We start from the raw sequence: 16407 nt of genomic DNA on the forward strand, positions 1-16407 counted from the left end.
GGGTGGCATGGGGGGAAAGCATGGATCTGCTCCAACTTGATACAGAAGAACCGGCCTTGTGAGCTTCCCTGGCAGCCTAGACATCCAAGATCATCGAATGCGGGCCGAGCGCCTGGCGGACCTGCGCCAAACGAAAAGCGACAGGGGAACAGAAGCGGTGAAAGCGGCTGAAACACCCCGACCGTCGGCCGCGTAGAGTCGACAACCCCTGCCCCGCGGAAAGGACTTCACCGTGCCGCTGCGCTGTGCCGTGCTCGACGACTTCCAGCAGGTCGCGACCGGGCTCGTCGACTGGTCGCCGATCGCCGAGGACGTCGAGGTGGTCTCCTTCGGCTTCCACTTCGCCGACGAGGACGCCCTCGCCGCGGCGCTCGCCGAGTTCGACATCGTGGTCACCCTGCGCGAGCGGGTCCCCTTCCCCGCCGCCCTGTTCGCCAGGCTGCCCCGGCTGCGTCTGCTCATCGCCTCCGGCATGCGCAACAGCGTCATCGACTACGGCGCCGCCGAGGCCCACGGCGTCACGGTCTGCGGTACGGCCAGCTCCTCGACCCCGCCGGTGGAACTGACCTGGGCGCTGCTGCTGGGCCTGGCCCGCGGCCTGGTCGAGGAGAGCACCGCGCTGCGCACCGGCGGCCCCTGGCAGTCGACCGTCGGCGCCGATCTGCACGGCCGCCGCCTGGGCCTGCTCGGCCTGGGAAAGATCGGCGGCAAAGTCGCCCGGGTCGGCCTCGCCTTCGGTATGCGCGTCAGCGCCTGGAGCCAGAACCTCACCGGGGAACGCGCGGACGAGGTGGGTGTCGAGAAGGCCGCGAGCAAGGATGACCTCCTCGCCACCAGCGACTTCGTCTCGGTCCACCTCGCCCTCGGCGAACGCACCCGCGGTCTGCTCGGCGCCCCCGAACTCGCCCTGCTCAAGCCCACCGCCTACCTGGTCAACACCTCCCGCGCGGCCATCGTCGACCAGGACGCCCTGCTCGCCGCCCTGCACTCGGGCCGCATCGCGGGCGCGGCCGTGGACGTCTTCGACACCGAGCCGCTCCCCGCCGACCACCCGATGCGCACGGCCCCCCGCCTCCTGGCCACCCCGCACCTCGGCTATGTCTCCGAGGCCAACTACCGCGCCTACTACGGCCAGGCGGTCGAGAACATCCGGGCCTACCTCGCGGGCTCGCCCCTGCGACGACTCCCCTGACACCCCCGTCGCACCCCCACCGCACCCCCGCTCGGCTCAACGCCGGGGGTGATCCCGGCGGCATCGGCGTGACCCCCCGCGATCAACGGCGTTGTAGGGGAAGTGCGGCGGCGCGAACTGCCGCCGTCGAGCTCACCGAGTCAAAGGAGAAGTTGATGTCTCGCATCGCGAAGGCAGCCGCTGTAGCCGTCGGCACCAGTGCCATGGTGGTCGGCGGGGCCGGAATGGCCCTGGCGGACGCGGGCGCAGACGGCACGGCCGCGCACTCGCCCGGCGTCGCCTCGGGCAACGTCATCCAGGTCCCGGTCCACGTCCCCGTCAACCTGTGCGGGAACACCGTCAACGTGATCGCCCTGCTGAACCCGGCCTTCGGCAACACCTGCGTCAACGCCGACGACCACAAGGACAAGCACGGCGGCGGCCACGGCAACGGCTACGGCGACTGACACCCTCGTACGGACAGAGCCCCGGCACCTCCGAGCGCCGGGGCTCTTCCCATGTCTCACGCCTGCGGCTGTCTCACGCGTACCGGTAGATCCGGCTGACGTCCTCCAGCTGGTCCGGCGTCAGGTCCCACGGCGGCAGCTTCTCCTGGCGGGCGACGATCCGCCCCCGCTGCTCGTTCCCGGCCCCGGGCGGCTTCGCGGGGAGATAGCGGTGCACCCGGTGCCGCCGCTGCCAGCGCGTCCAGCACAGGTCGATGAAGGCGTGGTGCATCCAGAACACCGGGTCGTTGACGGAGGCGCCGCCGACCATGTCCCCGCCCACCCAGCGGTGCACCCGGTTGTGGTTGCGCCAGGCCACCGGACCACGACCCGCGCCCCACCCCTCCAGCTTGTTGCGGAACCCCTTGCGGACGGTGGAGTCCCACGGCGCGGCGTCGTAGACCGGATCCGACAGCGCCCACTCCAGATCGCTCCTGGTCGGCAGCGCGATCGGATCGCGCCGCCGTCCGAGGTCCCGGGTGAGGAACCGCCCGTCCGTCACGCTCTCCCTGATCGTCCAGTTGCCCTCCGCGTAGGCGAACGGCCCGGTCATCACCTGCCGGTCGGTGGTCCGCCCGGTGCCCCCGAGCAGATCCGCCGTCCAGGGCACGGCACCGGCGGTCCGGTCCTTGGTCCAGTCCCAGTACGGCAGCGTCACCGAGGAGTCCACCCGGCGCAGCGCCCGCTCCAGATCCAGCAGGAACTGCCGGTGCCAGGGCAGGAAGGAGGGCGTCATATGGGCCGTACGCAGTCCGCCCTCGCCGTCGGAGACGTAGTACTCGATGTGCGTCCGCACGAACTCGTCGTACTCGCCCCGCCGTTTGACCTCTAGGAACGCCTTCACCAGCCGCCGCCGCTCGGTGCGGGTCAGCGTGCTGACGTCCTTACGCGTGTACGCCATGCTGTTCCCCCGTGTCCGTCCCGGTGTCCCGCAGCCGCACCCCCGGCCCCAGTTCGTCGACGGCACCCCGGGCCGCGTCCAGGGGGGTGGCGTAGGAGCGGTAGTGGTCGATCATGCTCAGCCAGGAGCCGTCGGCCCGACGCATCAGATGCAGGCGTACGCCGTCGACGGTGACGTGCCACTGCGCGGCGCCGTCGCGGCCGTCCGAGGTGCGGATGCCCCGGAGGTGGCGGCCCCGATAGGTCTCGTCGAAGGCCAGCTCGCCGGGCTTGTCCCCGCCCTGGACCGTGCCCGGCCGGGAGGCCGCGACGACCGGCGCCAGCACCAGCGCCCCGGCCGCGACCAGCAACCCCCGCAGCATGTCCCGGCGCCCGCCGTGCACCGGGCCGGTTCTCGCCTTCCGCTGCGTTCCCGGCTGCGTCCCCACGGCCATTCCACCGACGCCCACGACCATCATGTGCTCCTCATCCAGTTGGTTTGTCGTAGCGGTAACCCCTCGGTGCTCACCCCGGTCACCGCACGTCCTCCGGACAGCCGAAGGGCCCGGTCGGCGCCGCGCGCCCCGGGCCCTGGCGACGAGGCGGCTACAGGCCGGGGCCCGCCGCCAGGTCGGCGCCCGTCACGGTCTGGACGACCGGGGCGAGCAGGCCCACCTGCGGCAGCTTGAGCTCGGGCAGCCCGAAGTTCTCCGGGTTCGGCGGGGTCAGCGGGGCGTCCAGGGTCAGGCCCGGCGCCAGGGTGCGCAGGTCGGAGGCCGGGGCGTCGACACCGACGTGGTCGAAGTGGTCGCCGAGCAGGTGCGGCAGCGGGGTGCGCAGGCCGAGGCCCGGCAGGCCGCCGCTCACCGGGAGCTGCGGGACGACCCGCTCGGGGATGAGCCGGCCCTCGACGTAGCGCGGGCCCTCGGGGGCGCCCGGCATCGGCACCGGCACCTCGCCGCCGATCGTCGGCAGTTCGATGTTGAGGGACTTCTCCACGCCGTCCAGCGGCACCGGGACCGGGACCGTGCCGACCGCGGCGGCCGGAGCGGCGCTGGCCACCGCCGCCGCGACGCCCGTCACGACGGCGACAAGAGTTCCTCGGGTGGTCGACTTCATATCGGCTGCGGCCCCTTCCAGGGTTCGGTGGATCGACGTCCGTACCGCACAACGACTCCGCGAACGTCACGAGCGCACAATTCCCCCGAGTGCCGCAGTAGTACGACCTACGTCCTGTCAGCTGGTCCAGAAGTCCCACCAGCGGGTCAGGATCAGCATCCCGACGACCCCGAGGTGCAGCACCGCCACCGCCCAGGTGAACTCCTCGAAGAACGTCACCAACCAGCCCGGGGCGGGCACGAGTCGGCGGGTGACGAGGTGCGAGGTGACGTACCAGAAGAGGATGATCGTCGCGATCCACGCCAGACAGCACCACAGGCACAGGGCGTTGATCCGGTACAGCGACTCGAACTGGAGCCATGAGACGAACCCGACGCCGAACAGACAGCCCGCCTCGAAGCCGAGCCAGTACCAGCGCGGGAATTGCGCCCCGGCCAGCAGGCTGACACCGACGCAGATGACGACGCCGTAGGCGACCAGGCCCAGCATCGGGTTGGGGAACCCGAAGGCCTCGGCCTGGTCGCTCTCCATCACGCTGCCGCAGGACACCACCGGGTTCAGGCTGCATCCCGGAGTGAAGTCCGGGTCCTCCAGCAGCTTGAACTTGTCGATGGTGATGACCCAGGAGGCCAGCAGCCCGGCGGCGCCGGTGAGCACCAGCAGCAGGGCGAACCCCCACCCCGCGCCCACGGTCCGCGCGGGCCGTCCCGCGGTCGTGGCCATCAGCCGCGCAGGCTGCGGGCCGGCAGCACTACGTGCGCGGCGGCGTCCAGGGTCTCGGTGGCACCGGCGAACGCGGCCAGCGCCTCCGGGTCGACCGGCTTGCCGGGCTCGGCCTCGGGCCAGGGGCGGGTGGTGAACACGAAGTAGGCGAAGCCGCGTTCGCCGACCGCCTCCAGCCACTCGGGCGGCGGGGTGCACTGGGCGTTGAAGCCGGTCATGCTGACGACGGCCTGACCGGCCTCGACGAGCAGGCTGACTGGGAGGCTGGGCCGGGAGGCGCCGTCGACGAGCTCACCGCCGACCGGCAGGCCGTTGTTCTCCAGGAGCGCTTCGACGGCCCTGGCCGAGCCCTCCGGGCCCGCGGTTCCGTCGCCGAGGGTGTAGGCGAGCAGATAGGGCATGTCGCCGCCGGGGGCCTCGCCGCTCCAGGCCATCACGACGAGCGTGCCGAGTTCGGCGGCGTTGAAGGCGCGGTTTTCGCTTGAGGTTGAGGTCACCGCGCGACCATATCGACGCCCCGGAAGGCCCCCACGGCCCTTCTCACCCGACCGGGCGACGCCCCGCGCGCTGTCCACACGAACGAGTTACGCACCCCTCGAACAGCCCCGCCGGCACACATCGAGGGCCGATTCCGTACGGCACGGAATCGGCCCTCGTGGCTCCGGAACGACCGGAGGAGTTCAGCTCTGGAGCGGGAGACCGCCGAGCAGTCCGCCCTGGTTCAGCGCGCCGGTGGCGCCCTTCACGGTGTTGAGCACGGAGTCCTTGTTCTCGGTGTCGAGCGCGTCCGACTGGTGCTGGAGCGGCAGCGCGTCGGTGGCCGTGAGGCGACCGCTGGTGAGCGTGTTCACGGCGCCGTTGAGGCTGGTGGGCGTCAGATCGGCGGTGCTGTTGGCGAACGCGGGTGCGGCGGCTCCGGCGACGACCAGGGAACCGGCGACGACAGCGGCGGCCTTCAGGGACTTCATCGTGTTCCTTTCTTCGGCAACTGCCGTGCCTAACGACCTTGTTCCGCAGCGGAAACCCCGGGCCCGCATCCTCATATGAGATCCCTGAGGCCCCGAGTCCCTGATATCAGCGCGGAAAGAGAAGCAGCCGTCGTGCCGACCGAATCGGCCGGCACGACGGCTCTCGGGGTTTCCCTAGGACGCGGGCAGCAGCCCACCGCCGACCGGGAGTTGCGGCGTGGCGATCGGCAGGCTCGGCAGCGCGGGCAGTCCGGCCAGGCTCGGGGCGGGCAGTCCGCCGCCGAGCAGAGTGGCGGCGACCAGGTTGACCAGGCCGGTCACCACAGCGGTGGCGGCCGGGAGGACCGCGGCGACGTTTCCGGAGGTGACCGCCGCGAGCAGCGAGTCGACTGCCTTCTGGAGCCCGGCCAGGGCGTCGGCGACCAGATCGGCCGGGAGCTCGGCGGACGGCGCCTTGGAGTCGTCGCTCTTGCCGAGCGTCGGCAGGGCCGGCGTCGCGGGCAGCGTGGTCGGCGTCGCCGGGAGGGCGGGCGTGGCCGAGGTCGCCGGGGTGGCCGGGGCGGCGGGCACGGTCGAGCTCGACGTCGAGGTCCCCGGGACGGCGACGGCCGGCGGGGCGACCGGGGCCACGGCGGTGGCCTTGGCGATGGCGTCCTTCACGGCCTGGCCGAGCTTCTGCGCGTCCGCGGCGGGCAGTTGGCCGTTCTCGGCCTTGAGCGCGGCGTTCAGCAGCTCGGTGACCGGGGTGAGCACACCACCGACACCGCCCAGGGACTTGACCTGGGCGAGCAGCGCGTCCGCGCCGGGGACGGGCGCATGGGACGCCGCGTGGGTGCGCTCACGGGCGGAGTCGTCGGCAGCGGCGGCGGCTGGACCGGCGATTCCGATCAGGAGGGTGGCGCTGAGTGCGGAGACCGCGATACGCCGTGCGGGCAGGGCACGCATGGGTGTTCCTTTCGGTGGTGCTTCGGATCTTGTGCCCACCGTGAAAGCGCTCACCGCGCTCTGCAACCGTTCGAACGCCCACCGTAACCGCCCGAACGCCGTTTCGATGACGTCATGCCTGGTGAGGGGGCTTGTCAAGGCGACATGGCCGGTCCGCCGCACGAATGCCCCATTCGGGTCAACGCAAACCGGCCGCCCCCCGCCGTGACGGATCCACGGAGGGGGCGGCCGGTAAGAGGGTCTCGCGGCTACGTCAGTCGTTGACGCAGGTGTTGCCGAACGCGGGGTTCAGCAGGCCGATCACGTTGACCGTGTTGCCGCAGACGTTGACCGGGATGTGAACCGGGACCTGAACAACGTTGCCCGACAGCACGCCCGGGGAGTGGGCGGCGCCGCCGCCCGCGCCGGCGTCGGCGGCGGCGATACCGGCGCCACCCGCAACAGCCGCAGCGGCAACGGACGTAAGGACCAGGCCCTTCGCGATACGGGACATGGAGAAGTGCTCCTTGGGGTTGAAAACACCCGGGCGGGGATGCCCGGCGCTGTGTCAACGCGTGACGCGCACGGGGGTTGTGCCGCCAAAGGAGTGATCTCCCGCCGGCCGGGCTTCACCATTCCGACACACTTGCCAGGTTTCGACGGATCAATCCGTATCACCACTAGAGTTGCGGACCTCCCGAAACATCCTTATTGCCCGCAAATAACACCTTCGGAAAGAACAGACGATCAGTCAACGGGGGCGGCTCCGGCGGAGCGTGCGCCCGCGCATGGTGACCAGCCGGGCTTCCGGCTCGTTTCCCAGCGGGACGCAGTGTGGACCGGCGTGCTGTTGGCCGCCGTCGACGCCCGGAGCCGAGGCGTGATCCCGCCCGTCCCTGAGCGACACCCGTGAGCGAGGAAACCGCGCAATGCATCTGTCAGCCACCGACCCTCCGCCTCGGGTCCTGCATCTGACCCAGCCCGTGGACGGCGGGGTCGCCCGCGTCGTGACAGACCTGGCGCGTGCCCAGCTCGCGGCCGGTCTCCAGGTCACCGTGGGCTGCCCGCACAGCGCCCTGAGCGCCGAACTGGGGGCGCTCGGCGCCAAGGTGCGCGCCTGGTCCGCCACCCGCACGCCGGGCCCGACACTCGTTCGAGAGGTACGGCTGCTCAGCCGGCTGATCGAGGACGTACGGCCCGACCTGGTGCACGCGCACAGCGCCAAGGCCGGTCTGGCCGGGCGGCTCGCGCTGCGGGGGCGGATCCCGACGGTGTTCCAGCCGCACGCCTGGTCGTTCGAGGCGGTCGGCGGCGGCATGGCGGCGCTGGCGCTCAACTGGGAGCGCAGGGCCGCGCGTTGGGCCGCGCGGGTGGTGTGCGTGAGCGAGGCCGAGCGGCTGACCGGGGTACGGGCCGGGATCCAGGGCCGGTACACGGTGATCCCCAACGGCATCGACCCCGAGCGCTTCCACCCCGCCGCCGTCGGCACCGTACGCGCCGGGCTGCTGCCGGACGTCGACCCCGCCGCGCCGCTCGTGGTGTGCGTCGGACGGCTGTGCCGGCAGAAGGGGCAGGACCTGCTGCTGCGGGCCTGGACCACGGTGGTGGAACGGGTGCCCGGGGCCCGCCTCGTGCTGGTCGGCGAGGGTCCCGACGGCGGCCCGCTGCGGGCCAGAGCGCCGAAGTCGGTGCTGTTCACGGGGGCCGTCACCGATGCCGCCCCCTGGTACCAGGCCGCCGATCTGGTCGTGCTGCCCTCGCGCTGGGAGGGCATGGCGCTCGCCCCGCTGGAGGCCATGGCGTGCGGGCGCCCGGTCGTGGTGACCGATGTGGACGGCGCCCGCGAGAGCCTGCCGCTCCCCCTCGCACCGCACTGCCTGGTGCCCCCGCGCGACCCGGCCCGGCTCGCCGCCGCCGTGGTCGAGCTGCTGCGCGACCCGCTGCTGCGCGAGTCCCTCGGCCACCAGGGGCGCCGACACGTCCTGTCCACACACGACGTGCGGCACACCGCCGAGGCGGTCGCCGGGGTCTACCGCGACCTGCTGGCACACCCAGTGCCCTCCGAGTACAGGGAGTCCATCCACTCGTGACTGCCGACAGCACCGTCCCCCCGCCCGGCGGGCGGCCACGGGATCACGGTTTCTCGCCCGTCTCCGTCATGCCCCGGCTCGGCCCGGCCACCGGTTTCCGCTTGCCGGCCCGCAGAGCCCGGCCACGCCCCGCCTCCCCCGTACCGCTGCTCGCCGCGGACACCGTGGCCGCGCTACTGGCCACCCTGGCGCTCACCGGCGCCCAGCGCCGCCCGCTGCTGGTCGCGCTGCTGGTGGCCGCCTCGCTGCTGCTGCGCCCGCACCTGCCCCGGCCCATCGCCGGCGTACTGGACGAACTGCCCGCCGTCTGCGGCCGGATCGCGGTGGCCTGGCTGGCGCTGGCCACCGCGGCCGCCGTACACGCCCCGGGCATGCCGATCGGCCGGCGCGCCCTCCTGCTCGGCTTCCTCCTCCAGTGCGCCGCGAGCTGCGCGCTGCGCGCGCTGGTGCACCGGCGGCGGACCACCGCCCTGCTCCAGCGGCCGCGCGCCGCACTGGTCATCGGCCCGGCCGCGACCGCCCAGCGGGTGGCCGCCGGGGTGCTGCGCCATCCGCGGTGCGGGGTACGGCCGGTGGGCATCGTCGCCGACGACCCCGACGGCACCGAGGGCCTGCCCGTGCTGACCACCGGCGAGGAGGTGCAGCGGGCGCTGATCCAGAACGGCGTCCGGGACGTCCTCGCCGTGCATCCGTCGGTACGGTCCGGGCGGGCCCCGCTGCTGCGGGCGCTCGCCGAGTCGGGGTGCGCGGTGTGGGAGGTCGACGCGGACTCCCCGGCCTATGCCACCCGCGGCCAGCTCGCCGGGTTCGCCTGCCGCCGGCTGGACATGGGGACGGCCCGGCGGCCCGGCAGCGCGGGCAAGCGACTGTTCGACGTGACCGTGTCCGGGACGCTGTTGCTGCTGGTCAGCCCGCTGCTGATGCTGTTCGCCGTGGTGCTGCGGCTGACCGACGGGCCCGGTGTGGTCTTCCGGCAGGAGCGCATCGGCAAGGACGGGCGCCCCTTCACCCTGCTGAAGTTCCGCACCCACCGCCCGGTCGACGCGCACGAGTCGGCGACCCGCTGGAGCGTGGCCGACGAGGTGCGCATGTCGTGGTTCTGCCGCTTCCTGCGCCGCAGTTCGCTGGACGAGCTGCTCCAGCTGTGGAACGTGCTGTGGGGCGATATGAGCCTGGTCGGCCCGCGCCCCGAACGCCCGTACTTCGTCGGGAAGTTCAGCCAGACCTACCCCGGCTACGCGGCCCGCCACCGGATGCGGACCGGTATCACCGGGCTCGCCCAGATCCAGGGGCTGCGCGGCGACACGTCCATCGAGGACCGGGCGCGGTTCGACAACGCCTATATCGACAACTGGTCGCTGTGGCAGGACGTCTGCATCCTGCTGCGCACCGCGGCCTCGCTCGTGCGTCCGACAGGGAGCTGACGATGACGAGCCTCGTCCTCGCCGCGCCCCGCGCCCTCTCCCCGGTGCTCCCGGTGGTGGCCGTCGTGGCCGTGCTCGCGCTGCCGGTCAGCCCCGGCGGCGAGGGCGGCGCGGGCCCGGCCGACGCGCTCTCCGCGCTGATCGTCCTCTACGCCGCGATCCGGGTCGTCCGGGACCGGCGGCGCCCGCTGTCCCCGACGGCGGCCGTGGTGCTGGGCCTGCCCGTGGTGGGGCTCGCGGTCGCGGCGGTGGGCGCGGACTCGCCCGGCGCCGGGCTCACCGGCATGGGCCGCTATCTCCAGGTGTTCGTGCTGGTCCCGGCGGCCGTGGCGCTGCTGGTCCGGGACCGGGTCGACTTCCGGCTGCTGGCCTGGTCGTTCGTCGCCCTGGCGGGCTGGCAGGGCGCCATCGGCGTGCACCAGTACGTCACCGGGACCGGCGCCTCCTACCAGGGCGAGCAGATCCGCGCGGTCGGCACCTTCGGGGCACAGGACGTGATGGGGATGGCGACCGTCGTCTCCTTCGGAGTGGTCTGCGCGGTGGGCCTGGCCCTCGGCCGCGCTCCGGTACGACAGCGTGCCCTGGCCGCGGTCTGCGCCCTCGCCCTCCTGCTGCCGCTCGCGCTGTCCTTCAGCCGGGGCGCCTGGATCGCGACCGCGGTGACCTGTGCGGTGCAGCTGGCGCTCGGCGGGCTGCGGCGGGCGCTGAAGGTGGGCGCGACGGTGGCCGCGGCGGCGGTCATCCTGGTCGGCGGGTTCGGGGTCGGCACGGCCATGCTCCAGGAGCGGATCAGCAGCATCACCCAGGTCACGGCCGCCCCCGACCAGTCCGTCACCGACCGGTACAGCATGTGGGCCGCCGCTCTCGGCATGTGGCGCGAACAGCCGCTGACCGGCGTGGGGTTGAAAGGCTTCCCCGAACACCGGGACGCGCACTCCTCGCTCGCCCTGTCCGCCGGCAGCGACACCGAGGGCGCCGGAGCGGCGTTCGTCCGGCAGCCGCTGCTCTCCCCGCACAACATGTATCTGCTCGTCCTCGCCGAGCAGGGCCTGATCGGCCTGCTGGCGCTCGCGGGCGGCTGGCTGGCCCTGCTGGTGTGCGCGGTGCGGCGGCTGATCCGGGTGCGCGCGGCGGGCTCGGGCCTGGACTGCGGGCTCGTCGCCTGCGGGCTGCTGGTGTGGCAGCTCACGGACTTCGCCTACGCCGACATCGGCGGCCCGTCGACCGTGCTGACCGCGGTCTGCCTGGGCCTCGTGGCCTGGTGGGCACTGGCCCCGAGCCCCGGGGAGGCCACGCCCCGATGACGGTGACGCCTCCGCGGACCGGCGCCGACGGCTCGGCGACCCTGCCGTCGGCGCGCTCCGGTGACCCCGGACCGGTCCGGGACCGTACCGAACTCGCCCCTGTCTCCCGGAAGTTCCTGGCCCGCGCCACCCTCGTCACCGCGGTGCTGTCGATCGCCGGTGCCCTGCTGGGGCTGGCCCGTGACCAGGCGCTGGCCCGGCTGTTCGGGGCGGGCAGCGAGACGGACGCCTTCCTGGTCGCGTGGACCGTGCCGGAGTTCGCCTCGACCCTGCTGATCGAGGACGGCCTGGCCTTCGCGCTGGTCCCGGCGTTCAGCCTGGCGCTGGCCCGCCGCGCCCAGGGCGCCCCCGGCGACCCGGTACGGGCGCTGGTCGCCGCCACCCTGCCCAAGCTGACGCTCACCCTGATCGGCGCCGCCGCACTGGCCTTCGTCACCGCCCCCTACCTGGTCGAGGCCCTCGCGCCCGGTCTGCCCGACCCCGCCCTCGCCGTCGACTGCACCCGGCTGACCACGACCTGCGTCCTGAGCTTCGGGCTCGCCGGGTACTTCAGCGCGGTCCTGCGGGCCCACCGGCGCTTCCTGGTACCGGCCGCGATCTACGTGGCGTACAACACCGGCATCATCACGGCGATGTTCGTCCTCGGCGGGCGCTGGGGGGTGCGTTCGGCGGCGGTGGGTGTGGCGGTGGGCGGCGCCCTGATGGTCGCTGTCCAACTGCCGTCCGTCCTCGGGAGGTTGCGCCGCAAGGCGGCCGCGGCGCAGGCGGAGTCGGCCCCCAGTGAGGGACAGGCCGTGACCCTCGCGCTGGTCGGGACCGTGCTGCTGTTCGCGTTGTGCCGGCAGTCGCAGGTCCTCATCGAGCGCTTCCTCGCCTCCGGTCTGCCCGCCGGGTCCATCTCGCACCTGAACTACGCGCAGAAGGTCGCCCAGATCCCGATGACGCTCTCGCTGATGCTGTGCACGGTCACCTTCCCGGTGGTGGCACGCGCGATGGCCGAGGGCGACACCGACCTGGCCCGCGCCCGGGTGGAGCGCGATCTGGCGCTGGCCGCCTGTGTGGTGCTGCTCGGCGCGTCCACGGTCATCGCCTGCGCCCCGCAGATCATCGAACTGCTCTTCCAGCGCGGCGCGTTCACCGAGCGGGACACCGCGGCCACGGCCGGGGTGATGCGCGTCTACGCCCTCGGACTGCTCGGCCAGACCCTGGTCGGCGCCCTGATCCGCTCCTATTTCTCGGCGGGCCGCCCCACCTGGTTCCCGCTCGCCACGATGGCCGTCGGCATCGTCGTCACCACCTGGATCGGCGTGGCGACGGTGGGCCCCTGGGGCATGCACGGCATCGCCGCCGCCAACGCCGCCGGCATCACCGTCACCGCCGTCCTGCTCCTCGCCGGGATGCGCCGCCGCGCGGTCCCGGTGCGCACCCGGCGGGTGCTGCACGAACTGAGCAAGCCGGTCCGGGCCGCGGCGCTCGCGACCGTGGCCGGCGCCCTGGTCGCCGCCCGCCTCGACACCCCTCTGTCCGGTCTGGCCGCCGGGGCGGCCACCGTGACCGGCGTGTTCCTCCTGCTCGGCCTGGGCCTCGGTGCCCAGGGTCTGACCCCCGCACTGCACTCCGTACGCACCGTCACGCAAAGGCTCCGCCATGTCCGTTTCCGTTGACACCGGCCCGCGCCTCGGGCCCCGCCCAGGTCCGGTCCCGTGGGTGGCGATGTACCACTCCGTGGGTGACTGCTCGGACGACCCGTACCGGATCACCGTCACCCCCGAGCGCCTCGACGAACAGCTCGGCCGACTGCGCCGCCGCGGCCTCAGAGGCGTGTCCATGGCCGAACTGCTCGCCGCCCGCGCCCGGGGCGAGCGACGCGGTCTGGTCGGGCTCACCTTCGACGACGGCTATGCCGACTTCCTCGACCACGCCCTGCCGGTGCTGCGCCGCCACGACTGCGGCGCCACCCTCTTCGTCCTGCCCGGCAGGCTCGGCGGTGACAACGCCTGGGACCCGCTCGGCCCGCGCAAGCCCCTGCTGACCGCCGACGGCATCCGGCGGGCCGCCGAGGCCGGGGTGGAGATCGGTTCGCACGGACTGACCCATGTGGACCTGACGAAGGCCGACGACGATCTGCTGCACACCGAGACGGCCGAAAGCAGAGCAGTGCTCTCGGAGTTGATCAGTGCTCCGGTCGACGGCTTCTGCTACCCGTACGGCACCGTGGACGCCCGCGCCGTCGCGGCGGTCCGCGCGGCCGGGTACACCTACGCCTGCGCCATCGACCCCGGCCCGCTCACCTCCCCGCACGCCCTCCCCCGCGTCCACGTCGGCCAGAACGACACCGCCGTACGCCTCTATCTCAAGCACCGGCTGCACCGCCTGCGCCGACGCCCCGTGGCGGGGCTGTGATGAAGGCGCTGCACATCATCACCGGCCTCGGCATCGGCGGTGCCGAGCAGCAACTGCGGCTGCTGCTCAAGCACCTGCCGGTCGACTGCGACGTCGTCACGCTCACCAACCCGGGCTCGGTCGCCGACGGCCTGGTCGCCGACGGGGTGCGGGTCACGCACCTCGGCATGGCGGGCAACCGCGACCTCGCCGCCCTGCCCCGCCTCACCCGCCTGATCCGGACCGGCGGCTACGACCTGGTCCACACCCACCTCTACCGCGCCTGCCTCTACGGGCGCCTCGCCGCCCGGATGGCCGGGGTCAGGGCGGTCGTCGCCACCGAGCACTCCCTCGGCGACTCGCAGATGGAGGGCCGCCGGCTCGGCGCGGGGGTGCGCGCCCTGTACCTGGCGGGCGAGCGGCTCGGCCGGATGACGGTGGCCGTCTCCCCGACCGTCGCCGACCGCCTGAAGCGCTGGGGCGTGCCCGCGCCCCGGATCGAGGTCGTCCCCAACGGCATCGATCTGGACCGCTTCCGTTTCGACCCGGGCCGGCGGCTGCGCACCCGCCGCCGCCTCGGCCTGCCCGAGGACGCCTACGTCATCGGCGGCATCGGCCGCCTCACCGCGGGCAAATCCTTCGGCACCCTCGTCCAGGCCCTCGCCCGGCTCCCCGACGACCACTGGCTGCTGCTGGTCGGCGGCGGCCCCGAGGAGAGCGTCCTCAGGCGCACCGCTCACGAGGCGGGCGTCGCCGACCGGGTCCTGTTCACCGGCGAACGCCCCTACGTCCCCGACGGCTCCCCGGGCCCCGACCTGCCCTCCCTCACCGCCGCCATGGACGTCTTCGCCTCACCGTCCCCGGAGGAGGCGTTCGGGCTCGCCGTCGTGGAGGCACTGGCCTGCGGACTCCCCGTGCTCTACGCCTCCTGCCCCGCCGTCGAGGACCTCCCCGCGCACTCCGCGCCGGGCGCCCGCCGGATCCGGGGCGGCCCCGAGGAGTTCGCCCGCGCCATCGCCGCCACCCGCGCCGCGGACCCCCGCCCGCGCACCACGCCCGAGGCCGCCCTGCACTACGGCATCACCCGCAGCGCCGGCCGCCTGATGGATGTGTACGCCGCCGTCACCGTCCCGTCACCGTCACCCCGGAAGGTCAGCTCCTCATGACCGAGAACCCCACCGGACCACGCCACGCGACCACCCCCCTGGCCCGTGCCAAGGCCCTGCCGCCCTGGTCCCTGATCGCGGCCGGCGCCCTGGCCGGCGGACTCCTCGGCGGCGCCTACGGCCTGCTCCAGCCGCCGGCCTACACGGCCACCAGCTATGTCGTCGCGGTACCGAACGAGAAGTCCGACCCGACGTCCGCGCTCGGCTTCGCCCAGGCCTACGGCCGGGTCGCCACCCAGCTCGCGGTGCTCGGGGACGCCCAGGTGTGGGCGGGCGTACCGGTGTCGACGCTGCAGGAGAACGTGCGGACCGCGACCTCCCCGGACGCGCCGATGGTCGCCGTCACCGCCACCTCCTCGCGCGCCGACCTCGCCGCCGACATGGCCAACGCCGTCGCCCGCGCCCTGACCCGGCACGCGTCCGACGCCGAGCAGTCCACCCATGTGGAACTCCAGCAGTTCGCCCGGGCCACCGAACCCACCGAGCCCTCCTCCGCCTCCCCCACGGTCACCGGCCTGGTCGGCGCGAGCGCGGGCGGTCTGCTCGGCGGTCTGATGCTGCTGGTCCGGCCCCGCCGGGCCGCCGACGGCCGGGGCCGCCCCGCGGTGCCGGGACCGGCCCCCGCCGCCGACGTCCACGGGCAGCTGTGACCTACGCGACGGAACTCGTCACCGACGAGGACGCCTTCGCCGCCCTCTCCCCCGACTGGGCGCGGCTGTACAGCGGCTGCGCCACCGCGACCCCCTTCCAGAGCCACCCCTGGCTGCACTCCTGGTGGCGGTCGTACGGCGCGCCCGGACAGCTGCGCCTCGTCCTGGCCCGCGACGGCCGGGGCGAACTCGTCGCCGCCGCCCCCCTGATGCGGGTACGCCGACCGGTCCCCTCCCTGGTGCCGCTCGGCGGCGCGATCTCCGACTACGGCGATGTCCTGCTGGCCGACGAGCGGGGCGAGGCGGCGGTGGCCGCGCTCACCGCGGGCCTCGCGGCGGCCGCCCGCACCGCGCTGATCGATCTGCGCGAGGTCCGTCCGGGCAGCGCCGCCGAACAGGTCTACGACCGCTGGCCGGGCCCACGCCGCGGGGTGCCCGACTCGCTGTGCCTGGAGCTGCCCGCGGCCCCGCTGCCCGAGCTGATCGCCCGGCTGCCGTCCGCCAAGGCCCAGCAGCGGGTGCGCGCCAAACTGCGCAAGCTCACCGCCCTCGGCATCGAACGGCACGTCGTCGCGCCGGACGAGGTCGACAAGGCGCTGCGGCGGCTGCTGGAACTGCACCGGCTCCAGTGGCAGGGACGGAAGGTGACCTCCGAGCATCTGCGCCCCCGCTTCGGCGAGCACCTGGTGCGCTCGGTCGGGCCGATGGTGGCCTCCGGGGACGCGGTCGTCACCGAGTTCCGGCTGGCCGACGACGTGGTCGCCGTCGACCTGACCCTGCGCTCCCGCCACCTGACGGGCGGCTATCTGTACGGCGCCCATCCGTGTCTCAGGGAACGCAAGGCGGACGTGGCGGTGATGCTGCTCGACGCGTGCGCCGAGCGCGCCCGGGGCACGCTGAGCCTGCTGCGCGGGAACGAGCCGTACAAGCAGCACTGGCGGCCCGAACCGGTGGCGAACCGGCGGCTGCTGCTGGCCCGTCGGCGCACCGCCCCGCTGCTGGCGGCCGCGGTGTGCCAGGCGGACGCCCGGCGCTGCGGCAAGGAGCTGGTGCGCCGCTGGAAGGAGCGCGACCGTGGCGACAGGCCCTGACGGACCTGCC

General features: G+C 73.5%; 18 protein-coding genes. 10 read left to right on the forward strand and 8 right to left on the reverse strand.

The window, feature by feature from the left end; genetic code table 11:
- Window positions 1-232 precede the first annotated feature (232 nt).
- A complete protein-coding gene (locus STRCI_RS15195; protein ID WP_269659480.1) occupies window positions 233-1192 on the forward strand; it encodes a D-2-hydroxyacid dehydrogenase family protein in 960 nt (319 codons plus the stop codon).
- Window positions 1193-1347: 155 nt separating this feature from the next.
- Window positions 1348-1638 (forward strand): chaplin, encoded by a 291-nt coding sequence (locus tag STRCI_RS15200; protein WP_269659481.1) that lies wholly within the window; start codon window positions 1348-1350, stop codon window positions 1636-1638.
- 73 nt (window positions 1639-1711) lie between these two features.
- On the opposite strand, the gene STRCI_RS15205 is transcribed toward STRCI_RS15200, so the two are convergent.
- The 8 genes from STRCI_RS15205 to chpG form a co-directional block, all read right to left on the reverse strand.
- Window positions 1712-2578 (reverse strand): tyrosinase family protein, encoded by an 867-nt coding sequence (locus STRCI_RS15205; RefSeq protein WP_269659482.1) that lies wholly within the window; start codon window positions 2576-2578, stop codon window positions 1712-1714.
- Window positions 2562-3032 (reverse strand): tyrosinase cofactor, encoded by a 471-nt coding sequence (locus STRCI_RS15210; protein WP_269664553.1) that lies wholly within the window; start codon window positions 3030-3032, stop codon window positions 2562-2564. The genes STRCI_RS15205 and STRCI_RS15210 overlap by 17 nt, the downstream gene beginning before the upstream one ends.
- A 130-nt stretch (window positions 3033-3162) precedes the next feature.
- Complete coding sequence (locus tag STRCI_RS15215; protein ID WP_269659483.1) at window positions 3163-3675, reverse strand: hypothetical protein; 513 nt, start codon at window positions 3673-3675, stop codon at window positions 3163-3165.
- A 117-nt stretch (window positions 3676-3792) separates the two neighbouring features.
- On the reverse strand, window positions 3793-4398 hold the full coding sequence (locus STRCI_RS15220) for a vitamin K epoxide reductase family protein (RefSeq protein ID WP_269659484.1): 606 nt from the start codon (window positions 4396-4398) through the stop codon (window positions 3793-3795).
- Window positions 4398-4895, reverse strand: coding sequence for a DUF5949 family protein (locus STRCI_RS15225; protein WP_269659485.1), 498 nt, complete (start codon window positions 4893-4895; stop codon window positions 4398-4400). Before STRCI_RS15225 ends, STRCI_RS15220 begins: the two co-directional genes overlap by 1 nt.
- Window positions 4896-5078: 183 nt before the next feature.
- Window positions 5079-5366 (reverse strand): hypothetical protein, encoded by a 288-nt coding sequence (locus STRCI_RS15230; protein WP_269659486.1) that lies wholly within the window; start codon window positions 5364-5366, stop codon window positions 5079-5081.
- Between the two features lie 174 nt (window positions 5367-5540).
- Window positions 5541-6311, reverse strand: coding sequence for a hypothetical protein (locus STRCI_RS15235; protein ID WP_269659487.1), 771 nt, complete (start codon window positions 6309-6311; stop codon window positions 5541-5543).
- A gap of 253 nt (window positions 6312-6564) precedes the next feature.
- A complete protein-coding gene (gene chpG, locus STRCI_RS15240; RefSeq protein ID WP_269659488.1) occupies window positions 6565-6804 on the reverse strand; it encodes a chaplin ChpG in 240 nt (79 codons plus the stop codon).
- A 415-nt stretch (window positions 6805-7219) separates the two neighbouring features.
- Here chpG and STRCI_RS15245 point away from each other — a divergent pair, with 415 nt between their 5' ends.
- The 8 genes from STRCI_RS15245 to STRCI_RS15280 are packed head-to-tail and all read left to right on the forward strand — an operon-like array spanning window position 7220 to window position 16397.
- Window positions 7220-8380, forward strand: a complete 1161-nt coding sequence (locus tag STRCI_RS15245) for a glycosyltransferase (RefSeq protein ID WP_269659489.1) — start codon at window positions 7220-7222, stop codon at window positions 8378-8380.
- Entirely contained in the window at window positions 8377-9804 is a 1428-nt protein-coding gene (locus STRCI_RS15250; RefSeq protein WP_269659490.1) for an exopolysaccharide biosynthesis polyprenyl glycosylphosphotransferase, read from the forward strand. Before STRCI_RS15245 ends, STRCI_RS15250 begins: the two co-directional genes overlap by 4 nt.
- 2 nt (window positions 9805-9806) lie before the next feature.
- A complete protein-coding gene (locus STRCI_RS15255; RefSeq protein WP_269659491.1) occupies window positions 9807-11108 on the forward strand; it encodes an O-antigen ligase family protein in 1302 nt (433 codons plus the stop codon).
- Window positions 11105-12772, forward strand: a complete 1668-nt coding sequence (gene murJ, locus STRCI_RS15260; RefSeq protein ID WP_269659492.1) for a murein biosynthesis integral membrane protein MurJ — start codon at window positions 11105-11107, stop codon at window positions 12770-12772. The genes STRCI_RS15255 and murJ overlap by 4 nt, the downstream gene beginning before the upstream one ends.
- Entirely contained in the window at window positions 12756-13511 is a 756-nt protein-coding gene (locus STRCI_RS15265) for a polysaccharide deacetylase family protein (RefSeq protein ID WP_269659493.1), read from the forward strand. Before murJ ends, STRCI_RS15265 begins: the two co-directional genes overlap by 17 nt.
- Window positions 13511-14656 carry a glycosyltransferase gene (locus STRCI_RS15270; RefSeq protein WP_269659494.1) on the forward strand — a complete coding sequence of 382 codons (1146 nt, stop codon included), beginning with the start codon at window positions 13511-13513 and terminating at the stop codon, window positions 14654-14656. Before STRCI_RS15265 ends, STRCI_RS15270 begins: the two co-directional genes overlap by 1 nt.
- Entirely contained in the window at window positions 14653-15306 is a 654-nt protein-coding gene (locus tag STRCI_RS15275; protein WP_269659495.1) for a YveK family protein, read from the forward strand. Before STRCI_RS15270 ends, STRCI_RS15275 begins: the two co-directional genes overlap by 4 nt.
- Complete coding sequence (locus STRCI_RS15280; RefSeq protein WP_269659496.1) at window positions 15303-16397, forward strand: GNAT family N-acetyltransferase; 1095 nt, start codon at window positions 15303-15305, stop codon at window positions 16395-16397. The genes STRCI_RS15275 and STRCI_RS15280 overlap by 4 nt, the downstream gene beginning before the upstream one ends.
- The last annotated feature ends 10 nt before the right edge of the window (window positions 16398-16407 follow it).

This window comes from Streptomyces cinnabarinus (assembly GCF_027270315.1).
In the GTDB taxonomy this organism is placed as follows: Bacteria; Actinomycetota; Actinomycetes; order Streptomycetales; family Streptomycetaceae; genus Streptomyces; species Streptomyces cinnabarinus.

Bases quoted from the DNA above. Each gene is read 5' to 3' on its own strand.
- STRCI_RS15200 (WP_269659481.1), top strand. From the start codon at position 1,348: ATGTCTCGCATCGCGAAGGCAGCCGCTGTAGCCGTCGGCACCAGTGCC.
- STRCI_RS15205 (WP_269659482.1), bottom strand. From the start codon at position 2,578: ATGGCGTACACGCGTAAGGACGTCAGCACGCTGACCCGCACCGAGCGG.
- STRCI_RS15210 (WP_269664553.1), bottom strand. From the start codon at position 3,032: ATGGTCGTGGGCGTCGGTGGAATGGCCGTGGGGACGCAGCCGGGAACG.
- STRCI_RS15215 (WP_269659483.1), bottom strand. From the start codon at position 3,675: ATGAAGTCGACCACCCGAGGAACTCTTGTCGCCGTCGTGACGGGCGTC.
- STRCI_RS15220 (WP_269659484.1), bottom strand. From the start codon at position 4,398: ATGGCCACGACCGCGGGACGGCCCGCGCGGACCGTGGGCGCGGGGTGG.
- STRCI_RS15230 (WP_269659486.1), bottom strand. From the start codon at position 5,366: ATGAAGTCCCTGAAGGCCGCCGCTGTCGTCGCCGGTTCCCTGGTCGTC.
- STRCI_RS15235 (WP_269659487.1), bottom strand. From the start codon at position 6,311: ATGCGTGCCCTGCCCGCACGGCGTATCGCGGTCTCCGCACTCAGCGCC.
- chpG (WP_269659488.1), bottom strand. From the start codon at position 6,804: ATGTCCCGTATCGCGAAGGGCCTGGTCCTTACGTCCGTTGCCGCTGCG.
- STRCI_RS15245 (WP_269659489.1), top strand. From the start codon at position 7,220: ATGCATCTGTCAGCCACCGACCCTCCGCCTCGGGTCCTGCATCTGACC.
- STRCI_RS15255 (WP_269659491.1), top strand. From the start codon at position 9,807: ATGACGAGCCTCGTCCTCGCCGCGCCCCGCGCCCTCTCCCCGGTGCTC.
- murJ (WP_269659492.1), top strand. From the start codon at position 11,105: ATGACGGTGACGCCTCCGCGGACCGGCGCCGACGGCTCGGCGACCCTG.
- STRCI_RS15265 (WP_269659493.1), top strand. From the start codon at position 12,756: ATGTCCGTTTCCGTTGACACCGGCCCGCGCCTCGGGCCCCGCCCAGGT.
- STRCI_RS15270 (WP_269659494.1), top strand. From the start codon at position 13,511: ATGAAGGCGCTGCACATCATCACCGGCCTCGGCATCGGCGGTGCCGAG.
- STRCI_RS15275 (WP_269659495.1), top strand. From the start codon at position 14,653: ATGACCGAGAACCCCACCGGACCACGCCACGCGACCACCCCCCTGGCC.